At 69.9% G+C, this 22,727-nt stretch carries 26 protein-coding genes and 1 pseudogene; 14 read left to right on the forward strand and 13 right to left on the reverse strand.

Annotation, left to right across the window (positions count from 1 at the left end; all coding sequences use genetic code 11):
* Positions 1-81 precede the first annotated feature (81 nt).
* On the reverse strand, positions 82-465 hold the full coding sequence (locus tag ACIF9R_RS20555; RefSeq protein ID WP_399981920.1) for a hypothetical protein: 384 nt from the start codon (positions 463-465) through the stop codon (positions 82-84).
* Between the two features lie 449 nt (positions 466-914).
* On the opposite strand from ACIF9R_RS20555, the gene tpg reads away from it, so the two are divergent.
* The gene (gene tpg, locus ACIF9R_RS20560) at positions 915-1,472 is read left to right on the forward strand and encodes a telomere-protecting terminal protein Tpg (RefSeq protein ID WP_399981922.1); all 558 of its coding nucleotides are present in this window, start codon (positions 915-917) and stop codon (positions 1,470-1,472) included.
* Positions 1,473-1,541: 69 nt separating this feature from the next.
* Here the strand turns inward: tpg and ACIF9R_RS20565 are convergent, their stop codons facing one another.
* The 4 genes from ACIF9R_RS20565 to ACIF9R_RS20580 all read right to left on the reverse strand — a co-directional run bounded on the left by ACIF9R_RS20565 (position 1,542) and on the right by ACIF9R_RS20580 (position 3,675).
* Positions 1,542-2,330: a hypothetical protein gene (locus ACIF9R_RS20565; protein ID WP_399981924.1), complete on the reverse strand. Its 789-nt coding sequence runs from the start codon at positions 2,328-2,330 to the stop codon at positions 1,542-1,544.
* A gap of 78 nt (positions 2,331-2,408) precedes the next feature.
* The gene (locus ACIF9R_RS20570; RefSeq protein ID WP_399981927.1) at positions 2,409-2,660 is read right to left on the reverse strand and encodes an integrase core domain-containing protein; all 252 of its coding nucleotides are present in this window, start codon (positions 2,658-2,660) and stop codon (positions 2,409-2,411) included.
* A complete protein-coding gene (locus ACIF9R_RS20575) occupies positions 2,603-3,346 on the reverse strand; it encodes an IS3 family transposase (protein ID WP_399981929.1) in 744 nt (247 codons plus the stop codon). Before ACIF9R_RS20575 ends, ACIF9R_RS20570 begins: the two co-directional genes overlap by 58 nt.
* Positions 3,343-3,675 carry a transposase gene (locus tag ACIF9R_RS20580; protein WP_399981931.1) on the reverse strand — a complete coding sequence of 111 codons (333 nt, stop codon included), beginning with the start codon at positions 3,673-3,675 and terminating at the stop codon, positions 3,343-3,345. Before ACIF9R_RS20580 ends, ACIF9R_RS20575 begins: the two co-directional genes overlap by 4 nt.
* Before the next feature lie 45 nt (positions 3,676-3,720).
* Here ACIF9R_RS20580 and ACIF9R_RS20585 point away from each other — a divergent pair, with 45 nt between their 5' ends.
* The 5 genes and pseudogenes from ACIF9R_RS20585 to ACIF9R_RS20605 all read left to right on the forward strand — a co-directional run bounded on the left by ACIF9R_RS20585 (position 3,721) and on the right by ACIF9R_RS20605 (position 8,571).
* Entirely contained in the window at positions 3,721-4,158 is a 438-nt protein-coding gene (locus ACIF9R_RS20585; RefSeq protein WP_399981933.1) for a group II intron maturase-specific domain-containing protein, read from the forward strand.
* Between the two features lie 129 nt (positions 4,159-4,287).
* Positions 4,288-5,095, forward strand: a pseudogene (locus ACIF9R_RS20590) (transposase); the annotation flags it as partial.
* Between the two features lie 209 nt (positions 5,096-5,304).
* Positions 5,305-5,613 (forward strand): hypothetical protein, encoded by a 309-nt coding sequence (locus ACIF9R_RS20595; protein WP_399981936.1) that lies wholly within the window; start codon positions 5,305-5,307, stop codon positions 5,611-5,613.
* Between the two features lie 42 nt (positions 5,614-5,655).
* Positions 5,656-7,554: an FAD-dependent monooxygenase gene (locus tag ACIF9R_RS20600; protein ID WP_399981939.1), complete on the forward strand. Its 1,899-nt coding sequence runs from the start codon at positions 5,656-5,658 to the stop codon at positions 7,552-7,554.
* A gap of 99 nt (positions 7,555-7,653) precedes the next feature.
* Positions 7,654-8,571 (forward strand): MarR family winged helix-turn-helix transcriptional regulator, encoded by a 918-nt coding sequence (locus ACIF9R_RS20605; protein WP_399981941.1) that lies wholly within the window; start codon positions 7,654-7,656, stop codon positions 8,569-8,571.
* An 18-nt stretch (positions 8,572-8,589) separates the two neighbouring features.
* Here ACIF9R_RS20605 and ACIF9R_RS20610 read toward each other — a convergent pair whose 3' ends face one another.
* The 6 genes from ACIF9R_RS20610 to ACIF9R_RS20635 form a co-directional block, all read right to left on the reverse strand.
* Entirely contained in the window at positions 8,590-9,237 is a 648-nt protein-coding gene (locus tag ACIF9R_RS20610) for a GntR family transcriptional regulator (RefSeq protein WP_399981943.1), read from the reverse strand.
* 126 nt (positions 9,238-9,363) lie between these two features.
* A complete protein-coding gene (locus ACIF9R_RS20615; RefSeq protein WP_399981946.1) occupies positions 9,364-10,626 on the reverse strand; it encodes an ABC transporter substrate-binding protein in 1,263 nt (420 codons plus the stop codon).
* The gene (locus ACIF9R_RS20620) at positions 10,619-11,755 is read right to left on the reverse strand and encodes a branched-chain amino acid ABC transporter permease (protein WP_399981948.1); all 1,137 of its coding nucleotides are present in this window, start codon (positions 11,753-11,755) and stop codon (positions 10,619-10,621) included. Before ACIF9R_RS20620 ends, ACIF9R_RS20615 begins: the two co-directional genes overlap by 8 nt.
* Entirely contained in the window at positions 11,755-12,645 is an 891-nt protein-coding gene (locus ACIF9R_RS20625; RefSeq protein ID WP_399981951.1) for a branched-chain amino acid ABC transporter permease, read from the reverse strand. The genes ACIF9R_RS20620 and ACIF9R_RS20625 overlap by 1 nt, the downstream gene beginning before the upstream one ends.
* Positions 12,638-13,435, reverse strand: coding sequence for an ABC transporter ATP-binding protein (locus ACIF9R_RS20630; RefSeq protein WP_399981954.1), 798 nt, complete (start codon positions 13,433-13,435; stop codon positions 12,638-12,640). Before ACIF9R_RS20630 ends, ACIF9R_RS20625 begins: the two co-directional genes overlap by 8 nt.
* Positions 13,432-14,214: an ABC transporter ATP-binding protein gene (locus ACIF9R_RS20635; RefSeq protein WP_399981956.1), complete on the reverse strand. Its 783-nt coding sequence runs from the start codon at positions 14,212-14,214 to the stop codon at positions 13,432-13,434. Before ACIF9R_RS20635 ends, ACIF9R_RS20630 begins: the two co-directional genes overlap by 4 nt.
* A gap of 252 nt (positions 14,215-14,466) precedes the next feature.
* On the opposite strand from ACIF9R_RS20635, the gene ACIF9R_RS20640 reads away from it, so the two are divergent.
* From ACIF9R_RS20640 to ACIF9R_RS20675, 8 genes are all read left to right on the forward strand, one after another.
* Entirely contained in the window at positions 14,467-15,081 is a 615-nt protein-coding gene (locus ACIF9R_RS20640; RefSeq protein WP_399981959.1) for a 4-carboxy-4-hydroxy-2-oxoadipate aldolase/oxaloacetate decarboxylase, read from the forward strand.
* 63 nt (positions 15,082-15,144) lie between these two features.
* Complete coding sequence (locus ACIF9R_RS20645) at positions 15,145-16,125, forward strand: hypothetical protein (RefSeq protein WP_399981962.1); 981 nt, start codon at positions 15,145-15,147, stop codon at positions 16,123-16,125.
* Positions 16,122-16,787: an RraA family protein gene (locus tag ACIF9R_RS20650; RefSeq protein ID WP_399981965.1), complete on the forward strand. Its 666-nt coding sequence runs from the start codon at positions 16,122-16,124 to the stop codon at positions 16,785-16,787. The genes ACIF9R_RS20645 and ACIF9R_RS20650 overlap by 4 nt, the downstream gene beginning before the upstream one ends.
* Entirely contained in the window at positions 16,784-17,446 is a 663-nt protein-coding gene (locus ACIF9R_RS20655) for an RraA family protein (protein WP_399981968.1), read from the forward strand. The genes ACIF9R_RS20650 and ACIF9R_RS20655 overlap by 4 nt, the downstream gene beginning before the upstream one ends.
* Before the next feature lie 136 nt (positions 17,447-17,582).
* On the forward strand, positions 17,583-17,975 hold the full coding sequence (locus ACIF9R_RS20660; protein WP_399981971.1) for a RidA family protein: 393 nt from the start codon (positions 17,583-17,585) through the stop codon (positions 17,973-17,975).
* Complete coding sequence (locus ACIF9R_RS20665) at positions 17,975-18,973, forward strand: amidohydrolase family protein (RefSeq protein WP_399981973.1); 999 nt, start codon at positions 17,975-17,977, stop codon at positions 18,971-18,973. The genes ACIF9R_RS20660 and ACIF9R_RS20665 overlap by 1 nt, the downstream gene beginning before the upstream one ends.
* A gap of 275 nt (positions 18,974-19,248) precedes the next feature.
* Positions 19,249-19,566: a hypothetical protein gene (locus ACIF9R_RS20670; protein ID WP_399981976.1), complete on the forward strand. Its 318-nt coding sequence runs from the start codon at positions 19,249-19,251 to the stop codon at positions 19,564-19,566.
* 55 nt (positions 19,567-19,621) lie between these two features.
* Positions 19,622-20,056, forward strand: a complete 435-nt coding sequence (locus ACIF9R_RS20675) for a hypothetical protein (protein ID WP_399981979.1) — start codon at positions 19,622-19,624, stop codon at positions 20,054-20,056.
* Between the two features lie 484 nt (positions 20,057-20,540).
* Here the strand turns inward: ACIF9R_RS20675 and ACIF9R_RS20680 are convergent, their stop codons facing one another.
* Both ACIF9R_RS20680 and ACIF9R_RS20685 read right to left on the reverse strand, forming a co-directional pair.
* Positions 20,541-21,479, reverse strand: coding sequence for a sigma-70 family RNA polymerase sigma factor (locus tag ACIF9R_RS20680; RefSeq protein ID WP_399981982.1), 939 nt, complete (start codon positions 21,477-21,479; stop codon positions 20,541-20,543).
* 10 nt (positions 21,480-21,489) lie between these two features.
* Positions 21,490-22,680, reverse strand: coding sequence for an NAD(P)/FAD-dependent oxidoreductase (locus ACIF9R_RS20685; protein WP_399981984.1), 1,191 nt, complete (start codon positions 22,678-22,680; stop codon positions 21,490-21,492).
* Positions 22,681-22,727 lie beyond the last annotated feature (47 nt).

Below are 22,727 nucleotides of genomic sequence, written 5' to 3' on the forward strand. Positions count from 1 at the left end.
GCGTGCTGGTCAGACTGACCCACCCAGGGGCTGGGGGCAGCACTGCAGGCTGCCCCCGGCCCCCACCAGGAAGATCACGATCTACGACTGGAGTATTAGCCGCAGATTCTCCCAGTCGGCCATGTCGTCGATATGCGCCACGATGTACAGCAGCACCACAAACCGGATGACCTTGAACGGCCCGGCCAGAGGCCGGGCACGCCACCACCGCACGACATACCCAAGGGCTAACCCATGGCCGCCGACACGATCTTGTATGCGCGGCGACACCAGCAGCATCTGCGTCAGGAGCGGAGCAGCTCGACGCACCCCCGAGTCGGCACGCCATCGCTCGAAGCGCTCCAAAGACGCCAAGCCCCAACGCTGAACTGGTCCAGGAAAGAGGAACAGCGCCATTCCGACCACGGCCAACCACGGGGTAACCGCGAAGAGGAAACCGATCAACACATGGGCAGTCTCACGCATCCCGCCGACAACGACACTCGAAACCGACGATGGCGCCGGCGCATCGCGGCGGACGTACAACGCGTCGCACCAGTGACGGAAGTGGTGTGGCCTTGTCCGGCACAACGGCCCCTCTCCGGCTCGGCCTGGCCGCCCCGGCCCTCCGCAAGATCACACGGCCTGGATGGGTGCGGCATCCGGACAGTCCAGGCCTCCATCCGGCGGGACTTTTCGGCCTCATACCTTGATGAGACTTGATATCGAAGGACAGCACCGGGGTGTCGGCGACGTCCGCCCTGACGCGCGCCGCCAGCTTGTCGCCGGTGCCCCCAAGGGGCTCGTAGCCTGCGTCATCCGGCGCTGTCCCGAGAATGCAAAAACTGGCAGGCAGGGGCGGGCGATGCGGGAGAACTGACGCTACCGACTGTGGGGGCGCCAGCCGTGCGGGCTGATCGCTTGGGGAGGCGGACTTGGGACAGATCGAGCAGGGACTGGAGCGCGCGTTGCGCACCCGGCCCATTCCCTCAAGCACTGAGGCTCGCCTACGTTTTCTGCTGGCGAGGAACCGGGGTTCCACCCGGAAGGTGGCCACGATGCTGGGGGTGTCGCAGCGCACTGTGCAGCGGTGGGTGACGAAGAAGCCAGGAGCGCGTCGTCCGCCGGGTCCGCTGCAGGTCCGGGCGATCGAGGAAGTGGTTCTGGCTCGGTGGCAGCCCCGGGTACGGGCCCGTCGGCGTGCCCAGGCAGAGGCGGAGGGCTTCGTCTTCCATACCCGTGCGCGATTCGGGTTCGCGGCTCCTGCGGGGTCCTCGGACGACCCGCGGGTGCGGTGGATCACCCAGGACTTGCCGGGAGAGGTAGCCCGGGAGCTGTTCGCCGCCCGGGACGCCGACGGGGGCGAGCAGCAGCAGTTGGTGATCCTCGCCCGTGCTCTGGGGCATGCCTACTTCCGGGACGGTGGCCAGCGCGCCCACGGTCTCGGGATCGCCTTCACCGACGTGGAGTTCGCCGATTTCTCCATCGGCTGACCACACGCCCAACTCACTGTGCGCGCGGCGCCGCCTTCCCCTGCCGGCTTGAGGTGTTGGGGTCCAGGCTCAGGGCGAAGGCGGGGTCTTGTGCCGTGTCAGCATCGTGTCGTAGCGCTGTGCCTCCTCGCGTTCGCGCCAATCCCACTGGATACGGCCGGTGCGCTGGCCAGCGGGCGGTTGCGGCGGGCGAAGCCTCGCTGCTTCGGCCACGCGCAGCAGGTGGGTGCGGTCGTGAGGGCCGGCCAGCAGATGCTGGTCCTGGCCGGGCGCGAGCCGGGCGAAGCACACGGCAGCCTTCAGGAAGACGCGCGCCCACGACGGCACGCCGTAGGTAGCGCAGCCGTCGGTGTAGCGGGTGCGGTCGTGCAGGGCCAGGGTGGCCGCCGCGTCGTCGTAGTCGCCGGGGCGGGCGGTGGCGAGCTGTTGGAAGGAGGCGCCGGTGAAGAGCGCGGCGGCGAGGGCTGCGGCCAAGCGGGGGTGGGCGGTCACGATGGCCAGGCGTCGGACGGCTTCCTGGGCTGTCTGCTGGGTTAGGGGTGCGGGTGGCGGGCGGTGCCGGAAGACGATCGGCGGCGGCGCACACGGACCGGTACAGGGGGCGGGACTGTCGTAGGAGACCAGGCGGTCCAGCGAGGACAGGGTGAGCCACCGGCTGGCCAGCCGGGCGGGCTCGTGAGCAGGCGGGGGTACGGGAGCGGTCGCGCCGTAGTAGTGGCAGCGGGCGGCCTGGAAGTCGGCGGTGACGGCATAGTCGGCCGTCTGCAGCACCTGGTGCAGGGCGGCGGACAGATGAGGGCGGTGGCAGACCAGGGTCAGGTGGATGCCGGTGAGGGCGCGCAACTGCAGGAGGCGCATCGTGCGGCGGGCGGTGAGGCGGTGGGCGCGCAGGACGGTCAGCCGGGTGTCAATCCCCTGGTTTCGTAGAGACCTTTTCTATGGGGCCTGGCACCTCTGTGCCCTCCGGTCGCGTGCTTGGTTGATGATCCGTTCGAACTCTTCCGGCGGCAGGCCGCCGGCCGCGCTGTGTCTTCGACGTGGGTTGTAGAACCCGGTGATCCAGGTAGCGATCTTCAGACGGGCCTCGGTGCGGGTGGCGAATCGGTGCCGGTGAATGTATTCGACCTTGATCAGCGAGTTGAACGACTCCGCGGCGGCGTTGTCCAGCGCCGACCCCACCCGCCCCATGGACTGCACCACACCCAGCCGGTCACACAGGTCGTTGTGCGCCTCCGACGTATATTCGGCGAGTTCAACCGGTCGCTGTGGAAGATCACCCCGTCCACGTCGCCGCCCCGGGCCACGGCTGCCATCTTCAACGACGCGCCGACCAGGGCCGCGTCGTGGTGGGCGCCCATCGCATAGCCCAGACAGCGGCGTGAGAACGCGTCGATGACCGTGGCCAGGTAGATCTTGCCCTCGCCGGTCTCGATCCCGGTCATGTCCCCGTACCAGAGCAGGTCCGGAGCGACCGCGTCGAACCGCCGGTGCACCAGGTCAGGGGCGGCCCGTCGCTTGCCCTGCCGGGTCAGCGACCTGCGCCGGCGCGGGGGCTTGCGACCCTGCAGCCCGAGCCTGGCCATGATCCCGGCGACGGTGTTCACCGAAACCTGCCAGTTTTCCGCCCACAGGTCCTGGGTGATCCTCGGCGATCCGTAGGCCTCGCCGGACTCCCTGAAGAAGTGCACGATCCTGTCCTCCAGTTCCGCGCGTCTGACCTCCCGCTTCGTCGGCTCGTCCGGACGGCGGCGCCATTTGTAGAACCATGCCTCGCTCACCCCGACGACCCGGCAGGCCACCCGGTGCGGGACACCGTGCTCGACCCTCTGGTTACCGATGAAGGCGACCACCGCCTCCGGATCCCTCTCGGTCACTTCACCCAGAGGGCCATGCATCGCTTGAAGACATCACGCTCCATCTCCAGCTCCCGGATGCGCTTGTTCTTCTCGCTCATCTCCCGGCGCAGCCGCTCCAGTTCCTCGCGCTCCGCCTCCCGCACACGCCCGCCCGACGCGGCCTGCGCGGGCCGGTCCGACGACGTCGTCCCGTTACGGCGCCAGCGCGAAACCCAGCTGTGCAGGGTGCCCGCGTTGATGCCGAGCTCCTCGGCGACATCACCGACCGGCTTCCCCGTCTCGATCACGATGCGTACGGCACCCTCACGGAACTCAGCATCGTACGGCGGCTTCTTCTTGGACCCCATGAGCCCCAACTTCCCCTGCAATCACGGGCTCTACGCTACGAGGGGATGGTCAGGTTCCGCAGCGTGTGGAACCGCAAGCGGGGAACGGACAAGTGGTACGTCTACACGTTCATCGCCGACAAGCCGGTCGAGGCGCTGAAACGGAAGATCAAGTCACTGACCCTCAGGTTGTCGCATCTCGATTACAGGGTCGCGCTGATCAGGATCAACCAGATCCAGCGTGGCTGGGCCAACTACTTCAAGCACGCGGTCGCCAAGCACACCCTGTCGCGCCTTGCCACCTTCGTCTGGTGGAGGGTCGTGCACTGGGTGATGCACCGCAACCGCATGACGTGGAAGGCCATCCGGCGATGGCTCCACACTCCGCAAGGATGGGGAGCGATCCGCATGGACGGAATCGAACTGTTCAACCTCGCCACGGTGCCGGTCACCCGCTACCGCTACCGAGGCAACAGTATTGCCACGCCCTGGCCGGAACTCTGACCGAGCCGATCCCAACGGCATGATCTCGTGGAGAGCCCGGTGCGGTGAGAGTCGCACGCCGGGTTCGGCGGGCGGGTCCGGGAAACGGTCCTGGAGCGATCCAGGAACCGCGCCCGGGCCCGACCCGACAACCTCGCCGAGGCCGTCCGCAAAGAAGTCGCCGCGCACAGCACCTGCTGGGCGAAAGCGGGCCCGCCCCCGGCCGAGGGGAGACAGGCCGCCACTACCCGCGAGCGCTGGCAGCAGGTCCACGCCCTGCGCGAGCGCGGAGTCGGACTTCTGGAGTGCGCGCGCCGCCTGAACCTGGCTCTCAACACCGTCAAGCGCTACGACCGCGTCGCCGAGCCCGAGCGCCTCATCCGCGCCCCCAAGTACCGGCCCACCCTCGTGGATCCCTACCGCGATCACCTGCGCCGACGCCGGCTGGAGAACCCGGCCGTCCCCGTCACCCATCTCCTCCAGGGAACTGGGCTACACCGGCAGCTCGAACCTGCTCGTCCGCTACATCAACCAGGGCCGCGTCGAGGCCGACCGTCCCGCACTCTCGCCCCGGCGCCTCGCCCGCTACCTGCTCACCCGCCCCGACCGCCTAAGGGACCACCAGCGGGAACGTGTCGAGGCCGCCCGCACCGCCTGCCACGAGATGACCGCTCTGGCCGACCTCATCCACCACTTCGCCGTGCTGCTGGATCCCGCCGACGGCAATGCCACCCTGCTGAGCACCTGGATCACCTCGGCCCAGGCCGAGAACCTGCCCCACCTGCATGCCTTCACCCGCGGCCTCGAGAAGGACCGCGCCGCAGTCGACGCCGCCCTCACCCTGCCGCACCACAACGGCGGTACCGAAGGCGTCAACAACAAAACCAAGCTGATCAAGCGCCAGATGTACGGCCGCGCGAGCTTCCCTCTCCTCCGTCACCGGATCCTCCTGGGCTGACGACACCCTCCGTCACCACCGACTACGGAACAGACCCGTTCGTTTGACAGACCCTCGAGCAGGGCAAGCTTGAGGGCCACCTCTCGCCTGGGGACATGACGCGCGTTGACCGTGCGGCTTCGTGCTGTCCTCGACCTGTAGGGCCTCGTCGTTGTCTCGGCCCCGCCGGGCTCCGGCCGGGGGCGTCGTCATGTCGGGACTGAGGACGTGTGGGGGCGCTACGACCGGGTCCGCAGGGTGCTGGAACATCTGGCGCGGGCGGCGCACTGGACGGACTGGTGGAAACGGACCGGCCCGCGCTCGGGCAGCGAGCCGAAGCCGGCGCAGCCCCTGCCGCGCTACCGGGCAACCCCACCGAGCGGGACATCCGCCTCCGGTACCTCGTTGCGGCCTGCGTCATTGCGGCGGAGATCGCGCTGCCGCCCGCGCTGCGCATCGAGCGGATGGCGGAGGAGCGGGTACGTCACGCCCGCGACCTGCTCGCCCGAACTGTTGCCGTCATGGCGCCTTCGCCTTAGACTCCGATGTAGTTCGTATACCAACTAATGAGGCGGCGTGGCATGCAGTTCTTTCTTGAGGGCTTTCGTCCTGGCGACCCCGACGTGCGGCCGGAGGCCGCCAGAAAGGCCGAGGCCTCCGGCGTCGTCGACGTACTGGTGATCGGCAACGGGCCCGCCGGCTCCCTGATCGCTGCCCAGCTTGCGGAGTTCCCGCACATCTCGACCCGCTTCATCGAGCGCCGGGAGACCGCGATGATGCAGGGGCAGGCCGACGGTGTCGCCTGCCGGACCGTCGAGATGTTCAACGCCTTCGGCCTGGCCGAGAAGCTGAACCGCGAGGGCTACCGCGTCACCGAGACGGTCTTCTGGGGCCCGGACGAGCAGAACGCCGGCATCGTCCGTACCGGCCGGGTGCTCGACACCGCGGAGGGCATCTCGGAGTTCCCGCACGTCATCGTCAACCAGGCCCGTCTCCAGCATTACCTGGTCGAGAAGATGGGCAACTCGCCGACCCGTCTCCAGCCGGAGTTCGGCATGGACGTGCTGGACGTCACCGTCCCGGACGACCCGTCGGCCCCGGTCGGCGTGACCGTGCGGCAGCTCAACGTCCCGGGGCAGCCCGAGACGGTCATCCAGGCGCGTTACGTGATCGGCTGCGACGGCGCGCGCAGCACGGTCCGGCGCTCGCTCGGTCTGGAGCTCAAGGGCGACCCGCAGCACCACGCCTGGGGAGTGCTGGACGTCCTCTGCGAGACGACCTTCCCCGACATCCGGCGCAAGTCGATCATTGTCGCGCCGACGGGCGGACTGGCCGTGATCCCGCGTGAGGGCGGCTACCTGAACCGCCTCTACGTCGACCTCGGCGAGGTCGAGCCCGGCGACCGGACGCTTCGGGAGCGGGTCACGAAGGAGTCCATCGTCGAGGCGGCCAAGCGGCTCTTCGCGCCGTACTCCTTCGAGCCGAAGGAGATCCCGTGGTGGTCGATGTACGAGGTGGCGCAGCGCCGGACGGACCGCTTCGACGACGTTTCCGACGAGGAGCGCGGCACCCGCTCGCCGCGCGTCTTCATCGCCGGCGACGCGTGCCACACCCACAGCGCCAAGGCCGGCCAGGGCATGAACGTCTCGATGCAGGACACCTTCAACCTCGGCTGGAAGTTGGCCGCGGTGCTCGAGGGGCGCAGCCCGGCGAGCCTTCTGGACACCTACAACGCCGAGCGTCAGCCCGTCGCGCAGGGCCTGATCGACTTCGACAGGGACTGGGCCCGCGTCGTCGACGGCAAGAACCCCGACGCGCCCGAGGGCGAGGGCCTGTCCACCCAGGAGATCCGCTCGCGGTTCCAGGACGTCGGGCGCTTCACCGCGGGTGTCGCCACCTGCTACCCGCCGTCGCTGCTGGTCGGCGAGGACACCCACCAGAAGCTCGCCGTCGGCTACCCCATCGGCATGCGCTTCCACTCCGCGCAGGTGACCCGCCTGGCCGACACCCGCCGCATGCATCTGGGCCATGTCCACCAGGCGGACGGCCGGTGGCGGCTCTACGCCTTCGCGGACGGCGCGCCGATCACCTCGGACTCCTCCCGCCTGCGCGCGCTGTGCGACTTCCTGGCGGAGAGCGAGGAGTCCCCGGTGCGTCGCTTCACGCCGGCCGGCGCCGACATCGACGCGGTCTTCGACGTCCGGGGCGTCCTCCAGCAGAGCCACGGCGAGATCGACCCGGACGATCTTCCGTCGCTTCTCCTCCCGGTCAAGGGCTCGCTCGGGCTCAGGGACTACGAGAAGGCATTCACCCCGGACATCAACGGCGGGCAGGACATCTTCGACCTGCGCGGGATCGACCGTGAGCAGGGCGCCCTGGTCGTCGTCCGGCCGGACCAGTATGTGGCGCATGTCCTGCCGCTCGACGCCTACGGGGAACTCGGGGCGTTCTTCGGGCGCTTCATGAACCTCCTCGGCTGAGCCATGGTCAATAGTTCGTGTGCGGACCAAGATGCTGCGGTACCGTGGGCCACGCCGATGACGGCGCAGCATCTTGGACCGGTTGAGGAGGACTCCGGAGTGTCGCGGTTCTGGACGCTGGGACACCTCCTGCGGCGGTGCCATCAGGCCTACATTGCGATCTGGGGCACCACCTGCGGGCAGGTGCCCACCGCACCGCAGTACGCCGTCCTCTCGGTCGTGGCCGAGACGAACGGCGCCGACATGCAGCTCGTCGGTGCCGTCGCCGGTCTGGAGAAGACCACGTTGACCGGCGTCGCGCGCCGGCTGGAGCGCGACGGCTGGATCCAGCGTCACCAGGATCCCCGGGACCGGCGGCGTCACCTTCTGGCCCTCACCGGCTCGGGCAGGCTCGCCCTCCGGCAGACGGATCCGCTCGCCGCCACGGCGCAGGCCGACTTCCTCGCCCCGGTGCCGGCCCGGGACCACGAGCGGCTGATGCGGCATCTGCGCGAGCTCAGCAGGGTCTCCTCGGCCCCGCCGCTGGGCGCCGAGACCGCGGGGGCCGCGTGGCAGCGGGCCACCACGACCCCCGGCCACCTGATCCGGCGGGCGCAACAGACACACACCGCGCACTGGCTGGGCGAGTTCGGCCAGGAGCTGACGGGCCCTCAGTACGCCGTGCTCCGGATGGTCGGTCTCCAGGGTGAGACCACGCACTCACGGCTCTGGGAGCTGGCAGCGCTCGACAAGGCGACGCTCTCCGTCGTGGTCGACCGGCTCGTGCGGCACGGGCTGCTGGCGGCCCTGCCCGACCCGAGCGACAAGCGGGTCCGCCGGCTCGCCCTCACCGACGCGGGCCGGGATCTGGAGCGGTCGGCACGGCCGCGCGTGCGGCGCGTGCAGAGGCAGACGGCGGAGCCGGTCGCGGAGGGCGACCGGCTCTGGCTCCTGGGCGTGCTGGAGCGACTGGCCTTCAGGTCCGGCGCCCCGGAGATCGACCTCGACGATCTCGCCGTGGACACGCCGGACTTCTAGGCGTCTGTGAGGGACGGCTCAGGCGAGGCCCCACATGGAGGCGTCCGCGCCGCTCCGGGTCGTCTCACGGTGCGCGAGGTGGGCGCGCCGCAGCGCCTCGGCGTCGCGGCCGGTGAGCGCCTGGAGGAGCTCCTCGTGCTCCTCGACCGCGGCGGCTCGCCGGGCGCGGGTGCTGTAGCTCGTGGCAATGTAGGCGGCCGCCAGGCTCCACACCCGTTCGACCTCCGCGACCACGACGTTGAGCGGGGACTGGTTCCACAGGACGCGGTGGAACTCGCGGTTCAGCGGCACGATGTCTATCCAGTTCGGCGCCTCGACCAGGTCGGCCATCCGCTTGTTGAGGTTGCGCATCCGCAGGAGCGTGGCGCGGTTCGGCCAGACGAAGCCGTTCGTCAGGAGCTCCGACTCCAGCAGTCCCAGGATCAGGTGGATCTGGGCGAGTTCGTCCGGGGAACGCTTGGTGACCACGAAACCCTGGTTGGGCTGGTGGACGAGGAGGCCCTCGTTGGCGAGGACCAGGAGGGCCTCGCGGAGCGGGACCCGGCTGATGCCCAGCTCGCCGGCGAGCCGCTCCTGCCGGAGCTGCTCGCCCGGCAGGAGGTCTCCCACGAGGATGCGGCGGCGCAACTCGTCCGCCACGCGCTGGGTGGTGCCGGCCTCCGCCATCTGATCAGGCTCCTTCTTGCTGGTAACGGGCGAACCGTAGGGTATTCGGCCCGGGTGGGGTGTGAACAGGCGGGCGGTGGCCACGGCCCGTGAAGGGAGCCGGGGCCACCACCCGTTGCCGGTGGCTCAGAATGCCTTGGCGGCAGCGGAGTCGACGTTGGGCGCGACGGTCCGCAGGAAGCCGGGGATTTCCGGGTCGACGGCGAGGACGCTCACCGCGGTCGGCGACTTGCGGTCCTCAACCGGGCCGTAGGTGAAGTCCGGCGAGAGGCCCTGGAAGTCGATCGTGAAGTCGCTCGAGTGCGACAGCTCGGTGATATGGGCCGGCGAGAGGTCGCCGTCCTTGACGGCCCGCTCCAGCAGGGCCTCCACGGCGAGGCCGTTGGTGTAGCCGGCGGTCCACAGTGACGGGTCCGGCTTGTCCTGCGGGTCGCCGTACTTCTTGAAGTCGTCGACCATCTGGGCCATGCCCGGGACGCCGGTGTCGCCCCACTGCGCGCCGGCCATCGCGACGAGCCAGTTCTCGGCGAGGTAGTTCTTCGACGGTGAGCCCACCAGGAAGAGAGGGACGCCGGCGACGTTGCTCATCCAGGTGGGAGCGAAGTCGAGCTGGATCGCGGAGGCGATGGTCTTCTGCGCGAATGTGGCCGAGGACGCGTAGAACACGACGTCGCACTTGGCGGCCTTGAGCTGCTGGACCTGGGCGGTGAAGTCGGTCGTCGACGCCGGGAAGACGACGTCCTTGGCTATCTTGATGCCGAGCTTCTCGGCGCCGAACTCGATGCCCTTGCTGTTGGCCTCGCCGGTGGCGTCGTCCTGACGGTAGACGCAGTAGTTCTTGTCCTTGCCGCCCTTGTGGCCAACCAGGTGGGACATGCCGTTGATGAAGGAGACCTCGTAGGTCGGCTGGGTCGGCAGCAGGTTGGGCTGCGGGAGCCAGTCCGAGGCAGCCGAGGCGGGGACGGCGAGGGTCTTGTCCTGGGCCAGCTTGGGCAGCAGGGCCTGGACCACGCCGGTGCCGAGGACCGAGCCGATGAGAGCGACGCGGCCGCTCATCCCTGTGTAGGCCCGCAGTGCGGTCTGCGGGTTGTACTCGGTGTCCTGGATGTCGAGCTTGATCGGGTACTTGCCGGCGATGCCGCCCGCGGCGTTGATGTGCTCGACGCGGAGCTTGAGACCGGCGAGGACGGGCAGTCCGGCGGCGGCGGCGACCATCCCGCTGGTCGGGTTCAGCACTCCCACGCTGATGGTCTTCCCGTCGAAGCCCGGCCCGGCGGTGAGCTCGCCGCTCGACGCCGGGCCGGTCGTGCCGACGGGCGTGCCGCCGCAGGCCGTCAGCGTCAACGCCGCGATGGCGGTGACTGCGGTCAGACTCAATGAGTTACGCATGGTTCTCCTTGTGTGCGGACGCCGGGACGGCCGGGACGGATGGGGAACGGTGGCCGGTGGCGATGCGGGAGCAGACGCCGACGGCCCGGGTGATCAGGGCGTTGATGCCCCGGGGTTCGAAGAGGAGGAAGAGGACGAGCAGCACCGCGTACGTGAAGGAACTCAGCTGCGAGACCGTCATGCCGAAGCCCTTGTCGTTCGGCGCCAGGACGAAGGGTGCGTCGGTCAGGTAGCGGGTCAGCAAGGCCGGGATGAGGGCGACGAAGACACCGCCGATGGCCGGGCCGAAGGCCGTCGCGCTGCCGCCGATCACAAGGATCGCGACGAACTGGATCGACAGGTGGAAGTTGAAGATCTCCGGCTCGACGTAGCTGATCTGCTGGGCGAAGAGAGCGCCCGCGAGCGCGGCCAGAGCGCCGGAGACGGCGAAGGCGCCCGCCTTGCACCGCCACACGCTGACGCCGGCGACCTGGGCGGCCAGCGGGTTGTCGCGGACGGCCCGCGTCTCGCGGCCGCGCCGGGAGGTCGCGATGTTGTGGACCCACCACATCGCGATCGCCACGAAGATCCAGGTGAGCAGGGAGAGTCCCTGCTCCCGGGAGTAGAGGTACCCCCCGAACTGCAGTGCACCGAAGTCCAGGTCTCCGATGCTCATCGGGAGGGCGAAGGCGGTGCCGCCCGGGCCGCCGGTCAGCCCGCGCCAGTTGGAGAACACGTACTGGCCGAGGAAGACCAGGCCCAGCGTGATGATGATGAGGTGGGGCCCGCTGAGCCGCATGGCGAGCGGAGCGACCACCAGGCCGGCGAGCGCTCCGACGACGAGGACGACCGCGACCCACCCGAGGAGCGGGAGCTGGCCCTTCATCCCGGCCGCGACGCCGGCGTAGCAGCCGACCGAGAGGAAGAACGCCTGCCCCAGGGATGCCTCGCCGAGGTAGCCGGCGACGGCGTTCAGGCTGACCGCGCCGAGGGTGTAGACGCCGGCCGTGGTCAGGATCGCGAGCCAGAAGACGTCGTTGATCATGAAGGGCAGGACGAGGGCGACGACGGCGGCGACCGCCGTACCGATACGCGCGGACGGGCCGGTGAAGTACGGCATCCGGGCGGTGAGCGATCCGGTCGTGGACATCAGGCCCTCCTGACGGCGCGGGTCCCGAAGAACCCCTGGGGTCGGACGATGAGCACCAGGACGAGCACGATGTAGGGGAAGACCGTGCTGAAACTGTTGCCGAGGAAGTCGGGGGAATAGCCCGCTGCGTACTGCTGCGCGAGACCGATCCCGAGTCCTCCGACCACGGCGCCGAGCGGTGAGCCCGCGCCGCCGAGGTAGATGGCGGGGAGGGCGGCGAAGGCGGCGATGGAGACGTCCGGGCGGACCCCGCCGCCCACGCTGGTGGTCATCAGCACGCCCGCCAGGGCGCCGAGCGCCCCGGCGAGCCCCCACGAGACTCCCAGCACGGTGCCGGGACGGATGCCCTGGGCGCTCGCGGCCTCGCTGTCGGAGGCGTTGGCGCGCATCGAGAGCCCCAGCCGGGTGCGGCTGAAGAGCAGGTAGACGCCGACCAGCGCCACCCCGGCGAGCAGGATCGCCCACAGGTCCCTCTCGGCGACCTTCAGTCCTGCGACGTCGATCGTGCCGAAGGCCCACGGGTCACCCAGGTCGAGGGGCTGGCTTCCCCAGATCGCCTCCACGACCTCCTCGAAGACGAGCAGCAGTCCGAAGGTGAGGAAGACGGCAGCCAGCTCGGAGGCGTGGCTCGCGCGCCGCAGGACCAGCCGCTCGACACCGGCGTTGAGGCCGGCGCAGATCAACAGGGCGACCAGGACCGCCAGCACGAAGGGCAGGTGCCACTGCTGGTGCGCGGCATAGGTCAGATAGCCGCCCAGCAGCACCATGCCGCCCTGGAAGATGCTGAGGATCCCGCTGGCGCGCAGGATCACGGTGATGCTCAGCGCGACGAGGACGTACTGGAAGCCCAGTGAGAAGCCGGAGAAGGTCAGTTGCCAGAAGTCACTCATCGCTCGCCCCGGCCTCCTTGCGGTCGAGTTCACCCGTGTAGGCGCGCAGCACCTCGGGGTCGGACTGGATCTCGTCCGGTGTGCCGACCGCGACCACGCGTCCGAAGTCCATGACCAGGACGGTGTCGGCCAACGACATCACGAGCGGCAGGTCGTGCTCGATGAGGAGGACGGACGCACCGAGCTCGGTGCGCGCGAGCTGGATCGACCGGGCGATGCGGGCGCTCTCCTCGGGGTTCATGCCGGCCACCGGCTCGTCGAGCAGCAGGATGCTGGGCCTGCTGGCCAGCGCCTTGGCGAGCTCGACACACTTCTTGGTGCCGTACGGCAGGCCGCCGAGCTCGGCGTCCCGGAGATCGGCGAGGCCGAACAGGTCCAGGATCTTCAGGCAGTGCGCGCGTGCGGCGAGCTCCTCCCGGCGGGACGGTCCCCACCACAGGCTGCCGGCCAGGATGCCCCTCCTCAGCTGCGGAGAACGGCCGACCAGGACGTTCTCCAGCACCGACATGGACTCGAAGAGACCGAGGTTCTGGAAGGTCCGCGAGACGCCGAGCGCCGCGACCTTGTGGGGCCGACGCCCGACCAGCTCCGCGCCGTCGACTCGCGCGCTTCCGCAGGACGGGGTGTAGACGCCGGTGAGCACGTTGAGCAGCGAGCTCTTCCCCGCGCCGTTGGGGCCGATGACCGCGAACGTCTCGTCGCGGCGCACCGTGAAGGACACGTCACTCAGGGCGCTCACGCCGCCGAAGCTCAAGTTGATGCCGGAGACGGCCAGCAATTCGTCGCTCATGCGGCGATCTCTCCGATCCCCAGGTAGGCGCGGCGGATCGCGTCGTCCTCGGCGAGTTCCGAGCTCGTGCCGTCGCGGACCACCCGGCCTCGCTCGACGACGTAGGCGCGTGCGGACACGTCGAGGGCCATGGCGACGTTCTGCTCGATCAGCAGGATCGTCGTGCCGCTCGCGTTGAGCTCGAGGACCAGGTCGCGGACCTGCCCCACGACGACCGGCGCGAGGCCGAGCGACGGCTCGTCGAGCAGCAGGAAGCGCGGCGCCTGCATGAGCGCCCGGCCGATGGCCAGCATCTGCTGCTCGCCGCCGGAGAGGTAGCCGGCCGAGGTCTTCTCGCGGCGCTCGAGGGCGGGAAACCGCGCGATCACCTCGCGGTAGCGGCGGGTCAGCTCCTGCCGGGAGGGGCAGGCGTGTCCGCCTGCCAGGAGGTTCTCCCCGACGGTGAGGTCGGCGAAGATCCGGCGGCCCTCCATCACCTGGCTGACGCCGCGGCGCACCATCGTGGCCGTGTCCGGCGCCACGGCCTGTCCGTCGACCCGGATGGTGCCGGAGGTGATCCGCCCGCCGTAGAAGCCGAGGCCGCCGGTGACGGCACGGACGAGGGACGTCTTGCCGGCCCCGTTGGCCCCGAGCAGCGCGACGACCTCGCCCTCTTCGACGTACAGGCTGAGCCCGGTCAGGGCGCGGGTGCCCTGGCCGTAGGCGACGTGCACGGCGTCCACATCGAGGACGGGTGGTGTCGGGGCGGACCGGCTTCCGGCGCTGGTTTGAGCCGTCATGAACACCTTCAAGTGGAGATCGAGCGGAGGCGTAGGACTCCGCTTCGGGGTGAGCGGCACTCAAGCACGTGACAGAACTGAATTCAATAGATGGACCCAAAGTTCGATGAAGGCAATGTTCTCCACGTCAACCCGCATCCGATCTTTTTTTGGGCAGGTATTGCATTCAATCTTGAACTCTATCTAGAGTGGCGGCCCATCACACGACGGCGAGGTCCGGGACGGCCGGACGAACGAAGGAAAGAGGCTGAAATGGTTGATTCTCAGTCAGGGCGCGCGCTGTCCTTCGGGTCCGCCACGCTCCACGAGGCGGGCGGCCGCATCGGCGCCCTCCCCGCCCGTCTGAAGCCCGCCTTCCCCGGTGCCCGGCTCGCCGGACGCGCCCTGCCGGTGCTGGCCCCGGTCGGCGACAACCTGTGGATCCAGCGCGCGATCTACGAAGCCGAGCCGGGTGACGTCCTGGTCGTCGCCACCACCGCCCCGGACGAGTACGGCTACTGGGGCGAGATCCTGAGCGAGGCCGCCCTCGCCCGCAGGCTGGGCGGCCTGGTCATCGACGGCGGAGTCCGCGACACCGCCGAACTGCAGACCGTCGGCTTCCCCGTCTTCTCCGCGACGGTGTGCATCCGCGGCACCCTCAAGGACCCGGCCGGTCCCGGGGCGGTGGGCCGGCCGGTCACCCTCGGCGGCATCACCGTCGCGCCGGGTGATCTCGTCGTCGGCGACGCGGACGGGGTCGTCGTCATCCCCGAGGACCGGGCCGAGGACGTGCTCGCCGCCTCGAAGGCGCGGGTGACCAAGGAGACCGGGATCATCGCGCAGCTCCGCGCAGGCGGGTCGTCGCTGGAGCTCTACGGACTCCAGTAGCCGACCGGCACGCCCACCGCGTCCCTCGACCGATCGAACGAACAGAATGGCAGGCCACCGCCCATGAGCAAGATCATCGCCGTCGCCGGCACCTCCCACAGCCCCGTGCTCGCCATGGAGCCGGAGGTGATGTGGAACCAGCGTGCCGAGGCCGACCGGAACAACCCGGAGCTCTACGACAACGCCGGTGTGATCCGCCCGTACGCCGACCTCGATGAGGAGGCCGCGGGACGCTACGACGCCGAGCTCTCCCTCGACGTCTGGAACGCGAAGTACGCGCAGGCGCAGGCCGCCCTGGAGCGGCTCGGCAAGGATCTCGTCGAGCTGGCGCCGGACCTGCTGATCGTCATAGGCGATGACCAGGACGAGCTCTTCACGCGGCGCAACCAGCCTGCGATCGCCGTCTACTACGGCGAGGAACTGACCACCCACCTGCCCATCGACCACGGCTCCGAGACCTTCGACGAGGTGCAGCGGCGGCTCGGGATGGACGGGGCCGTCTACCCGGCACACGCCGCGGCGGGCCTGCACATCATCAAATCCCTCGTCGCCGAGGAGTTCGATGTCGCCTCCAGCGCCGAGACCGAGACCGAAAGCGGCTTCGGGCACGCCTTCGCCTTCGTCGTGGGCCGACTGCTGGCCGGATATCAGGTGCCGGTCGTCCCTGTGCTGATCAACACCTACTTCCCGCCCAACCAGCCCTCGGCGGCGCGCTGTTACGACCTGGGCACCGCGCTGAAGCGGGCGGTCGGCACACTTCCCGGCGACCTGCGCGTCGCGGTGATCGCCTCGGGCGGCCTGAGCCACTTCGTGGTCGACGAGGAGCTGGACCGCACGGTGCTGGACGCGATGGCGGCCGGCGACGCCGAGACGCTGCGCTCGATCGATCCGGCCCGCCTCAACTCGGGCACATCGGAGAGCCGTAACTGGATCGCCGCCGCAGGCGCGGGCACCCACCTGTCGACACGGTGGGTGGAGTACATCCCCGCCCGGCGCACCGAGGCCGGCACCGGCATCGGTCTTGCGTTCGGACTGTGGTCATGACCGCCGCCGCGATCGCCGGGCGGCTGGCGAAGCTCGACACCTGCGCGGTCTCCGACGCCCTGGAGTCCCTCGGCCTGGACGGCGCCGCCCTCGGGATCCACTCGGTCTCGGTCGCGAAGCCCGTCGCGGGCCGGGTCGTCACCATGGAACTGACCGAGTACGCCGGGATTCCGGCCCCCCGCCACCTGGGAACCGCCGCCATCGACGCGGCCGAGCCCGGCGACGTCATCGTGGTGGCGAACGCCGGCCGCGCCCAGGTCTCGGGCTGGGGCGGCGTCCTCTCCGCGGGCGCGGTCACCAAGGGCGTAGCGGCGGTCGTCACCGACGGAGGCGTGCGCGACGTGGACCAGGCGTCGGGGTACCAACTGCCCGTCTACGCCGCCGGTGTCGTCCCGCAGACCGCCCGCGGCCGGGTCATCGAGCGGACCTGGAACCAGCCCGTCACGGTCGCCGGCGTCGAGGTGGCGCCGGGCGACTACGTGCTGGCGGACGGCAGCGGCGTGGTCTTCGTGCCGGCCGGCCGGGCCGAGGAGGTCCTCGGCGCCGCCGAGCGGATCGCGGCCAAGGAAGAGCTGATGGCCGCCCGCGCGCTCGCGGGGGAACCAATGGTCGAGGTCATGGGACACGACTACGAGTCGATGCTGAACGGAGACACGAAGTGAACGACCGGACCGTGCAGTCGGTGCTGACCGAACTCCGGACCCTGGACACCAGCCACGTCAGCGACGCGCTGGACAAGCTCGGCATCAACGGCCAGTGCGCAGGCCTGCTGCCCCTCAACCGCGACTCACGGCTGGCGGGCCGGGCCTTCACGGTCCGCTACGTGCCGGTCGGCGACGACGGCGGTACCGTCGGCGACTACATCGACGACCTGCCCCCGGGGACCACCGTGGTGCTGGACAACGCCGGCCGTCTCGACACCACCGTGTGGGGAGACCTCCTCACCGCCACGGCCGCCCGGCGCGAGCTGGCCGGAACCGTGATCGACGGCGTGTGCCGCGACAGCGACCGCGCCTACGAGCTGGGCTACCCGGTCTACTCCCGGTCCCGGTGGATGCGCACCGGCAAGGACCGGGTCCGCGTCGACGGCTACGACGTCCCCGTCAACATCGGCGGCGTCCGCGTCGAAGCCGGCGACTTCCTCCTCGGGGACGCCGACGGTGTCGTCGTGCTGCCGACGTCGAGGGCCGCGGAGATCGTCGACGTCGCCCGGACCATCGCCGAGGCGGAGGAACACATCCGCGCTCTGGTCGAGCAGGGCCGGTCCCTTGTCGACGCCCGCCGCGAGTACGGCTACCACAGCCTCCAGACCCGAGGCTGAGCCGCACCCCCGCCCGTGCCGTCCCGAGCCCGTCCCGAGCCCGTCCCCGCCCTGCGCCCGGCTCAGGAGCCGGACTCGTCCTCGACCCGGCCCCGATGTGGGCCCGGATGGCCGCCCCACCTTCCGAAGGAGTGTCATGACACGACGATCCATCAACATCGAAGGCCTGTCCCACGGCGGCCTGCCGATTCCCCAGGCATCCCTCGTCGGCCCCCTCCTGGCCTCGGGCGGGATCAACGGCATGGACCCGGCGACGGGTGACATCCCCGCCGACCTCGAACAGCAGACCGACCTCGTCTTCGCCAACGTCCGGCGGATCGTGGAGGCCGCCGGCGGCAGGGTCGAGGACATCGCACGCTGCGTCTTCTACGTGCGCGACAAGTCCTGCCGCCCGCTCATCGACGCGCAGTGGACACAGATGTTCCCCGACCCACAGAGCCGGCCCGCGCGGCACACCCTCGTCCACGACCTCAACGGCCCGCTCCTCGTCCAGTGCGAGCTGACCGCCTACATCCAGGAGATCGCCTGATGATCATCGACTCGCACGCTCACGTTGTCGCCCCGGACTCCCTCTACGCCCACCGGGCCATGCTGCTGGCCGACGGCGGCTACCACGCCGGCAAGGCCAAGGTCGCGGACGACGACATCGCCCAGTCCGCGGCCGGCAACATCGCCAAGATGGACGCGGTCGGTACCGACCTACAGCTCATCTCGCCGCGGCCGTTCCACCAGGGCCACTCCATGCAGCCGTCGCGGCTGGTCCACCCGTGGATCGCCTCCAACAACGACGTGATCGCACGGACCGTCGACATGCACCCGACCCGCTTCGCCGGTGTCGCAGGCCTCCCCATCACCCCGGGCAACCCGGTCTCCGACGCCTTCCCCGAACTGCGTCGCACCGTCGAGGAACTCGGCTTCGTCGGCGTCCTGGTCAACCCGGATCCCGCGGAGGGCACAGCCAACGGTCCCGGCATGGACAACCGGTACTGGTTCCCGCTCTACGAGAAACTCGTCGAGCTCGACGTGCCCATGCAGATCCACTCGTCCGGCTGCTACTCCGGCCGCGAGACCTACAGCGAGCACTTCATCAGCGAGGAGTCGATCACGATCCTCTCGATGATCCGCGGCGACGTCTTCAAGCACTTCCCGACCCTGCGCGTCATCGTCTCCCACGGCGGCGGCTCGGTGCCCTACCAGCTGGGCCGCTGGCAGGCCGAAGTCCTCCACCCCGCACTGGGCGGCTCGGCGGACGCCACCCCGTTCGAGGAACGGCTCAAGCAGTTCTACTTCGACACCGTCCTGCACTACCCGCTCGCCCTCGAACTGCTCTTCCGGACAGTCGGCGCGGACCGGATCCTCTTCGGCACCGAGCGGCCCGGCAGCGGCTCAACAACCAACCCGGCCACCGGGACACCGTACGACGACCTCAAGCCCGTCATCGAGGGCATCGACTTCCTCACCGCCGAAGACCGCACCGCGGTCTTCGAAGGCAACGCCCGCACGGTCTTCCCCCGACTGAAAATCTGAACAGCCGGGCCGGGTCCCATCCTGCCGGACGTGCACCCCACACTCCGGCAGGATGCAGCCACCCCGCGGGACAGAGCCAGCGACAAGGAACACCCGACACCCCACCCTCCAAGCCCACCAGTACCGGAACCGGCACCCCGACCACACCGCCTCCACGCCAAAAAACCGGACCGGAACGGCACCGAGCCGGACCACGGACACCGACCCGCCGGCAGGCACCCCGGCCTCACGAAACGGTGAGTGGTTCACCAGCCGCACCATTGACCGGTGAGCTCGTGCCGACCGAACCCGTGCCCGGCGGCCAGAACCGCGACTTCGACCCCTTGCGCAATGAGAGCCTCATCGATACAGAGGCAGAATCGCTCACGCTCACCAGGCTCGAAAACGCATTCACCGTGGGCTACGTTCACCACATTCAGGGCCAAGACCCGCCCAACCACGGCGAATACCTGCACATCCTCTCATTCGTCGAGTACGGCCAGCTCGATCCCGAAGGCATCCAGAACGGCATCGGCTACCGACAAAAGCGCATCGCAACACACGTCGACCTGAACCACCCCAGGTTCGGCAGAGATCTCAGATTACGGCTGTGACCCGGGATTTCGTGAGTTCCGTGTAGTAGCTCGCTTCATACTCGACGGGCAGGACATGGCCTACCTCACCGCGGAGTCGCCGGTGGTTGTCTTCGGCGGCATGGTGGTCTTCGCCACCCTCGGGTACGGCACCGAGGACGACAAGGCAGCCGGACGGCCCGCCCGGAGGAGCTGTGTCGGCATGGTGATTCTCTTCACGGCCGTATTCGTTCCGCTGACGGCCAACACCGTTTTCACTCTCCTGGTCGACACCTGGACCAGCCGGGCCAAGTACGCGGCGGAACAGTGGCTCGCCGATGAGCCGGGCGCTTCCGTCACACGTGTCGACGCGGTATCCCGGACGATGCACATCCACGTCCGCACCCCGGACGACATCCCGCCGATCCCGTTGCCGCTGCACCGGCTCGAGGGGCAGACCCCGGACGGGATCCCCGTCGTGGTGGACACATCGCGCGGCCGGCGCATCGACGCCGGAACGGTGGGCGGCTGAGAGTCCCGACTTCGGTGACCAACGGATACCCGTGCAGCCATGCCTCCGTGGCCGGCTGATCCAGCGTCATGATCCCGCCAACACCTCGGACGTCTCATCCGTCAAGGTCTTCCCACTCACCGGCACGGCTGACGGCCGCCACTCCGCCGATCCTGCTGCGATGTTGTCGGTCACGGGCCCACCCTGGCCCACCGCCCTCCCGGTCCGCCATTCCTGTTGCCGGTCCGCCAAAAGGGGCGCCCCACGTGTCCGACGGGCATCTGACAAGCGCCTTCGGCGACGGTTCCTGGTCGAGGCAGTCGCAGGTCATCGCCGTCGACGACGGCTGCCTCGCCGCCGAGCGGGAGGGCGGCGGAGTCGGAGTGGTCGACGGTCTTCACCCTCACGGGTGGTGCCGAACCTGCTCGGGTTCACCTCCGCTGCGCTCGCTGCCCCGCGCTCAGGCACGGCGACGCGGCGGCATGGACCACGTGGCCGCGGCCGGTCACCAAGCGTTGATGACCGGTACATCCGGTTCGTGCCGGCGCCAGTACTCGTTGAGGCGTGAGAGCCGGGCCGTGGCCGCGATGCCGCTCAGGGAGGCGACCTTGCCCTCGTTCACCTCGAACGCCACTACCCCCACGACCCGGTCGTCCACCACGGCCAGGACGGCCGGGGAGCCGTTGATCTGCGCGATGTGCATCGCGACGGAGCCACCTGCCAGCCGCCGCTTCGCGGGCGTGGGCTTGAAGCCGGCCCGCACGAAGGAGGCGACCCGCTCGGCCGTCCGGTACCGCAGGAGCCGCCGGCTCAGTCCCGCACCGTCCGAGACCGCCGTCACGTCGTCGGTGAGCAGTGCCACCAGCCGTTCGGTGCGCCCCGTCGTGGCGGCGGCCAGGAACTCCTCGACAACCCTGCGCGCCGACGCGGGGTCCACCTCGCCGCCTCGGCGGCGCTCGGCCGCGACCCGGACCCGGGCCCGGTGGATGTGCTGCTGGCTGGCGGACTCACTGATGTCGAGGATCCCGGCGATCTCGGCGTGGCTGTACGAGAACGCCTCACGCAGGACGTAGACGGCCCGCTCGACCGGCGAGAGACGCTCCATCAGGGTCAGTACGGCCAGGGACACCGACTCGCGCTGCTCAACGGTGTCCGCGGGGCCGAGCATCGGGTCGCCCTCGAGGAGCGGCTCGGGCAGCCAGGCACCGGCCACGCGCTCGTGACGGGCCTGCGCCGAGCGGAGCCGGTCGAGGCAGAGATGGGTGACGACCTTGGTCAGCCATGCCTCCGGTACCGCGATCCATTCGCGGTCCGCGGCCTGCCAGCGCAGAAACGCGTCCTGCACGGCGTCCTCCGCGTCTGCGGCCGAGCCGAGCAGACGGTACGCCAGGGAGGCCAGCCGGCCCCGGCCGGCCTCGAAGCGATCGATGGCTGCGCCCTCCATGCGCAACACCCTATGCGGCAGCCTTCGCCCCGGCCGGGTCGGGCGCGGCGGCCAGGCGGCGCCTGCGCTTCGGCATACCGAAGGTCGGATGGACGATGCCCCACCCGGCCCCCTTGAGGACGCCCGACTTGAGCCGCGCGGCGGTCCGGCCACCCAGATACCAGGACTTCGACCGGATGCCGCCGTCCACCATCTGGAAGATCGCGTCCCGCCGTCCGAGGCTGATGTGGTTGCCGTGGTACTTCAGCCCGGTGACCGGGACCTCGGTGCCCGTCAGACGCGCGATGATCGCGGCGGTCGCCTGCATGTTGGTGAGGCCGGCCGAGGCGCAGGACATCGGCAACGGCCGGCCGTTGTCGCCGATCGCGTAGGCGCAGTCACCGGCGGCGTAGACGTCCGGGTGCGAGACCGAGCGCATGGTGCGGTCGACGACGATCTGGCCGGTCCCGGCGACCTCCAGGCCGGCGGCGGCCGCGAGGGGGTGCACGGCGAACCCGGCCGACCACACGGTCACGTCGGCCGCGATGGACATGCCGTCGGCGGCGATCGCGCGCGTCGGCTCGACGGCTTCGATGGCGGTGTGCTCGTGAACGGTGATGCCGAGCCGGTCGAAGGCCTGGCGCAGGTGACGGCGGGCCTTCGGGGAGAGCCAGGCTCCCGGCTCACCGCGGGCGGCGAGTGCGACCGAGAGGTCGGGCCGGGACTCGGCGAACTCGGTGGCGGTCTCGATGCCGGTCAGTCCTTCACCGACGACCAGTACGGTGCCGCCCTCGCCCAGACCGGCGAGGCGTTCTCGCAGACGCAGCGCCGAGGACCGGCCGGTCACGTCGAAGGCGTGCTCGGCCACGCCGGGGACGCCGTGGTGGTCGGCGGAGCTGCCGAGTGTGTAGAGGAGAGTGTCGTAGGTGAGTTCGTCGTCCCCCTCCTCGCCGGTGACGGCGACGGTCCTGCGCCCGGGGTCGATGCCGGTGACGCGCGCCAGGCGCAGCCGCACGCCGGTGCCGGCGAACACGTCCGCGAGCCGGCGGAACGCGACGTCCTGGCCGACGGCGAACTGGTGGAGCCGCATCCGCTCGACGAAGTCGGGCACGGCGTTGACGACGGTGATCTCGGTGTCGGCCGGCGAGAGCCGACGGGCCAGGTTCCCGGCGGCGAAGGCCCCGGCGTATCCGGCACCGAGGACGACGATGCGGTGCTTCATGAGGGTGCTCCTGTCTCGTTCGCGTGCCTCTTGAACGAGACCGCCTG

The organism is Streptomyces sp. NPDC086080 (genome assembly GCF_044540255.1).
Classification (GTDB): domain Bacteria; phylum Actinomycetota; class Actinomycetes; order Streptomycetales; family Streptomycetaceae; genus Streptomyces.